The sequence below is a fragment of the Pantoea sp. CS_6 genome, from assembly GCF_041954745.1.
Taxonomy (GTDB): Bacteria; Pseudomonadota; Gammaproteobacteria; order Enterobacterales; family Enterobacteriaceae; genus Pantoea; species Pantoea stewartii.
In genome coordinates, this window is record NZ_JAVAYG010000025.1 from 1 (window position 1) to 5,566 (window position 5,566).

The 5,566-nt window shown below is 49.2% G+C and carries 4 protein-coding genes and 4 tRNA genes; 6 read left to right on the plus strand and 2 right to left on the minus strand.

Annotated elements, in window-relative coordinates; genetic code table 11:
• Nucleotides 1–175 precede the first annotated feature (175 nt).
• Nucleotides 176–310, minus strand: a complete 135-nt coding sequence (locus RAC90_RS20815; RefSeq protein ID WP_263757183.1) for a hypothetical protein — start codon at nucleotides 308–310, stop codon at nucleotides 176–178.
• 172 nt (nucleotides 311–482) lie between these two features.
• Here RAC90_RS20815 and murB point away from each other — a divergent pair, with 172 nt between their 5' ends.
• Nucleotides 483–1,520, plus strand: a complete 1,038-nt coding sequence (gene murB, locus RAC90_RS20820; RefSeq protein WP_375124749.1) for a UDP-N-acetylmuramate dehydrogenase — start codon at nucleotides 483–485, stop codon at nucleotides 1,518–1,520.
• Nucleotides 1,517–2,476, plus strand: coding sequence for a bifunctional biotin--[acetyl-CoA-carboxylase] ligase/biotin operon repressor BirA (gene birA, locus RAC90_RS20825; RefSeq protein WP_006121490.1), 960 nt, complete (start codon nucleotides 1,517–1,519; stop codon nucleotides 2,474–2,476). The genes murB and birA overlap by 4 nt, the downstream gene beginning before the upstream one ends.
• Nucleotides 2,477–2,520: 44 nt before the next feature.
• Here birA and coaA read toward each other — a convergent pair whose 3' ends face one another.
• Nucleotides 2,521–3,468: a type I pantothenate kinase gene (coaA, locus tag RAC90_RS20830; RefSeq protein ID WP_006121491.1), complete on the minus strand. Its 948-nt coding sequence runs from the start codon at nucleotides 3,466–3,468 to the stop codon at nucleotides 2,521–2,523.
• A 1,470-nt stretch (nucleotides 3,469–4,938) separates the two neighbouring features.
• Here coaA and RAC90_RS20835 point away from each other — a divergent pair.
• From RAC90_RS20835 to RAC90_RS20850, 4 genes are all read left to right on the plus strand, one after another.
• Nucleotides 4,939–5,014, plus strand: a tRNA-Thr gene (locus RAC90_RS20835).
• Between the two features lie 7 nt (nucleotides 5,015–5,021).
• A tRNA-Tyr gene (locus tag RAC90_RS20840) sits at nucleotides 5,022–5,106 on the plus strand.
• Nucleotides 5,107–5,298: 192 nt separating this feature from the next.
• Nucleotides 5,299–5,373: transfer RNA gene (locus tag RAC90_RS20845), tRNA-Gly, on the plus strand.
• Nucleotides 5,374–5,378: 5 nt separating this feature from the next.
• Nucleotides 5,379–5,454: transfer RNA gene (locus RAC90_RS20850), tRNA-Thr, on the plus strand.
• Nucleotides 5,455–5,566 lie beyond the last annotated feature (112 nt).

Consider the following 5,566-nt stretch of genomic DNA (forward strand, 5'->3'; position numbering starts at 1 on the left):
ACCTCTGCGGGCTTCACAGATCTCTGCCGTCGCCTGCCGGTCATCCTCCCTGGTCCGTTTACCTTGCCTCTGCATGTAAAAGGAAAGAATATGTCGTCAGCGGCCCTTTCCTGTCTATGCCTTTTAGCCCATGCTTTGCATCAATCTCTCCAGTGAATAGCTAAACAGACTGCGATCAAACCGCGCTGTTTAAACGTGCGGTTGGCAAAACGGCCTGGATGAAACGGATGCCCACCTCTACAAAGTTCTGCTGATACTTCACAATTGTTCCGCCTGTGTTTTTAGCTGCTTTAAACAACTCACATTCCATCAGCTTCCCCTGTCGTCATGCCCGCGACGGTTTCTGTACACGATTTCTTTCTACCCGTTCAGCGTTCTGAGTGGCTGATATGCAGCGAAAAACGTCTTCGCACGCAAATTCCCTCTCAATCCGTTCATGATGCGGTAAACTACGGCCAGATTAACCCCGTGAAGGCCTTATCATGTCCAGCTCGTATACCTCCTTAAAAGCCGACAATACGCTCGGTCTTGATGTCAGCACACAAATTCGTATTGTCGCCGAAACGCCTGAAGCCATACTTGCGGCATGGCAGATGAGCCAGCGTAACCAGCAACCCTTTTTGATCCTGGGTGAAGGCAGCAATGTACTGTTTCTTGAGGACTTCGCGGGCATTGTGGTACTCAACCGCATCGCTGGAGTTGAAATACGCGACGAGAATGAGCGCTGGAAGCTGCATGTTGGCGCGGGTGAAAACTGGCATCGACTGGTAAAAATGACGCTGGAAAAAGGGATTTCCGGACTAGAGAACCTGGCACTTATTCCCGGTATGGTCGGCTCTGCCCCCATCCAGAATATCGGCGCCTATGGCGTTGAACTGAAAGATGTCTGTGAATATGTAGACGTGCTGAATTTGCAAACCGGCGTCACTGAGCGTTTAAGCCGTGACGATTGCCAGTTTGGCTATCGCGACAGCATTTTTAAACATCAGTACCAGTCGGGCTATACGATTGTTGCCGTCGGGTTTTCATTAACCAAACAGTGGCAACCGGTGCTGACGTATGGCGATTTAAAGACGCTTAATCCGGCGACTGCGAATGCCTGGGATGTGTTTCATGCCGTTTGCCATATGCGACAGAGCAAATTACCTGACCCCAAAATAACAGGCAATGTTGGCAGTTTTTTTAAAAATCCAGTGATTAGCCGCCAGCAGGCTGAAGTATTGCTTAATCACTATCCTGCGATGCCAAATTATCCCCAACCAGAGGGTACGGTAAAACTTGCCGCAGGCTGGTTAATCGATCAGTGTCAGCTTAAAGGCTGTCGCGTTGGCGGCGCGGAAGTTCATCAGCAGCAGGCATTAGTGCTGATTAATGCTGCCGATGCCACGCCAGGCGATATCGTTGCGCTGGCCAAAAAGGTGCGCGCACGCGTAGGTGAGAAATTTGATGTCTGGCTTGAGCCTGAGGTCCGTTTTATCCGGGCACAAGGTGAATGCAATGCGGTTGAGGTGATTGCATGAAAGACCACAGCGTACCGCTAAAGCTTATTGATATCCTGTCAGATGGCGAATTTCATTCTGGTGAGCAATTAGGTGAAACGCTCGGCATGAGCCGCGCAGCAATTAATAAACATATTCAGACGTTAAAAAGCTGGGGCCTTGAAGTGTATACGGTTACCGGGAAAGGCTACAGCTTCCCTGCACCGCTTCAGTTGCTCAATGAAGAGGCGATTCTTGGTCAGCTTTCTCAGCCCGATGTCGCCGTGATACCGGTTATCGATTCGACGAACCAGTATTTACTTGAGCGTATGGATTCACTGCCTTCAGGTGCCGTCTGTGTGGCGGAATATCAGCAAGCGGGACGCGGACGACGCGGGCGGCATTGGTTTTCTCCCTTCGGTGCTAATCTTTATATGTCTATGTACTGGCGTCTGGAGCAAGGGCCTGCTGCAGCGATGGGGCTCAGCCTGGTGATTGGTATAGTGATGGCAGAGACGCTTCAGTCATTAGGTGCGGAGGATGTTCGCGTAAAATGGCCGAATGATATTTACCTCCATGACAGAAAATTAGCAGGCATCTTAGTAGAGTTAACCGGTAAAACCGGCGATGCTGCGCAGATCGTAATGGGAGCGGGCATCAATTTAGCGATGCGAAATGCCGACGCGGCGCAAATCAATCAGGGCTGGATTAATCTGCAGGAAGCGGGCGTAACGCTTGATCGTAATGACCTGGCTGCAACGTTAATCAATCGCCTGCGTGAGGCACTACCTGTTTTTGAACAGGAAGGTCTGGCACCTTTTGTCGCACGCTGGGCAGGCTTAGACAACTTTATCAACCGTCCGGTCAGGTTACTGATGGGCGAGCGGGAAGTTCACGGCATTGCACGCGGCATTGATAATCAGGGTGGTTTGCTGCTGGAACAAGAGGGCGAAATTAAATCCTGGATGGGTGGGGAAATATCGCTGCGTCCCCTTTAAAAGTCTGTAAAGCCTGCTTTTAAGGCAGGCTTTATTGTCGTAACTTATTTTCTCAGGCGGACTTTTTCAACCGCATGATTACCACTTTTGGTCATAATCAAGCTGGCTCTTTCACGTGTAGGAAGAATATTCTCTTTCAGGTTCAGCCAGTTGATCTCTTTCCACAGCGATCCCGCGATCTTGATGGCCTCATCTTCAGGTAACTGTGCATAATGATGAAAATAAGAGTCGGGATCGGTGAAAGCGCCCTGGCGAAATTTCAGAAAGCGATTGATATACCAGTGCTGTAAAAGATCTTCTTCCGCATCGACATAGATAGAAAAATCGACAAAATCAGAAACAAATACGTGGTGCGGATCGTGAGGATAATCCATTCCACTTTGAAGAACGTTTAAGCCTTCCAGAATTAAAATATCGGGTTGTTGCACCACTTTATCCCCATCCGGAATAACGTCATAAATGAGATGGGAATAAACGGGCGCCGTCACCTGCTGGGCGCCAGACTTAAGGTCTGACACAAACTTAACTAACCGATGCATATCATAAGATTGAGGAAACCCTTTTTTCTTCATGAGACCGCGCTCTTTTAGTACCGAGTTCGGATGAAGGAAGCCATCAGTTGTAATTAACTCAACCTTACGGTGCTCAGGCCAGCGGCTGAGAAGCGCCTGTAAAACGCGGGCAGTCGTACTTTTCCCCACCGCAACGCTACCAGCAATACTGATAATGTAAGGGATCTTTTGCCCGTCTGTGCCCAGAAATTGTTCCAGAACAGCCTGGCGACGCACATTCGAACTTATATAGAAATTCAGCAAGCGTGAGAGCGGCAGATAGATTTCCGCCACCTCTTCAATAGAAAGGTCTTCGTTTATCCCTTTTAACTGAGCAATTTCATCCTCTGCCAGCGTCATGGGAACGGAGTCGCGTAATGACGCCCATTGTTCACGGGTGAACTGTAAATAAGGCGTGGTGAGTGATGTCGTTTTATCCATAAGTATACATTTGACTGCAGATTCAAACCAATCTGTACATTTTCACCGAAGATTACTCGGGCACGGTAGCGTAATGAATTGCGGGTCACAGAGTTATTAACGAGAACAATGGGCTGGAGGGTACCACCAGTATAGCTTTTAAAAGAAGTAAAAAATAAACGGGGATAAGCTTTCGTCGGCGCCTCCGCAATTTTAACAAATCCTTGATCAAGAGGCTTGATCTCTGTAATTACAGCATGCGATGTGACAGGTAAATCTTCAGCCCGGTGGGTAGCAATGATCAGGGCACGTAAACGGGCCTCCGCTCATTATCGTATGGTTCACTTAGCCAGCAGCCGGTTAACGAGCGGTCTTTCATGATAGCGCGTGCAACGAATCCGTGGCTGTCTGTTACTTTATGCCGGACGTTAAGCCGCAAATAAGGTGCGTGTCAGGCGCGTCACTGTTTTGGGGCGTGCTTTCATTCCCCAGATCATTTGTCTGAACATCCACACCGCACTTTATTGCCTTCAGAGACCAGTCTGCCCCAGGCACGGATACCTTCTGTACTCTCTTTCCCGTGACGAATAACCCTTACCACGACCCTTTCTCTGCCCTCGCATGGCGTGTCCATCAAATACCGTTGCTGCCAACATAAGGCCGCCACAGGCTTTGTGGTGTGCTTAAGCTGTCTGAGGGCCGAAGGAGAGAAGAAGCGCTTCAATCCGCCTGACCGGGTTTCTATGCAGGTTGAACCGGGAGGCACAGCGCGTTCTGGCAACAGAAGGGATAAACATAATGACTTTCGGCGGCGTTCCAGTTGGTCGCAGCCGTCATCGGTGCGGACAGGGTAGAATCTGCACATCAAGCATCGGGCTGTTCTCATGTGTCATGTGACTTCTCTGTTGTACGTAGGCATTACCTATTCATATGCAACCTCGCTCATCTTCACCGCGTCGACATCAATACACATGCACTCGCGTGCCTGTCAGGCCAGTAACCGAACAGAGCAGCGCTGTCGGCCACAGAAAGCATACAAGCAATGCCTGATTCACGCGTATTGAAAGCGGTATTGTGCCAGTGTCCATTCCCACCTCTTTAGGTGCCAGTACGTTTTCTCTGCAACCCTGTCAACTTAACATCACTCATCGCTTACCCTGTGGTGGCGTTTTTGCACAAACAAACCGATATCCACAAACAAAAAACGGCTGTCGATGGAAAACACCGGGCAATAAATAAGCAATCGAGACGAATTTTGCATGATCAGCAAAAAAAGGGGACGTGAAAAAAGCCATCCACCAAAGAATGAAATCGTGAAGACCAAATCCAGGGACAGAAGATGACGCGAAAATTTGACCAATAATTGGATGTTATTTCTGCAGAATAGGGGTAAATTGCGATGCTTTGCACAAATAGTAAGCGATAGAACAAAAACAGTGATTTTTTTGTTGCATCCTTCAGCCGACCTTCCTAGAATGCGCGTCACTTGATGCCGGCTTAGCTCAGTTGGTAGAGCAACTGACTTGTAATCAGTAGGTCACCAGTTCGATTCCGGTAGCCGGCACCATCAAGTAGGTGGGATTCCCGAGCGGCCAAAGGGAGCAGACTGTAAATCTGCCGTCACAGACTTCGAAGGTTCGAATCCTTCTCCCACCACCATCTCGACCCTCGGGTTGAGAACAGATAAACAACCTGTTTATCTGGCAGGTGAGTCACTTCTTCTCACCCTGAATTCAGATTGGGTGTAAGCTCAGTCAAAGTCAGCCAGCTTCGCTGGCAGGCTAAGAATAATAGGGGACTTCCCCTGTTATTCACAAGCTACAGAAAGAACAGGTAGCCGAGTTCCAGGATGCGGGCATCGTATAATGGCTATTACCTCAGCCTTCCAAGCTGATGATGCGGGTTCGATTCCCGCTGCCCGCTCCAGATGTGCTGATATGGCTCAGTTGGTAGAGCGCACCCTTGGTAAGGGTGAGGTCCCCAGTTCGACTCTGGGTATCAGCACCACTTCCTTTATCTCCCTCCTGATTTTCTCTGTAACTCCTTGCAGTCAGGCAATGCCTGGTTAATGTGACGATATCTTTGATATATCCGTGTCTTAGAGGGACAAGCGATGGCT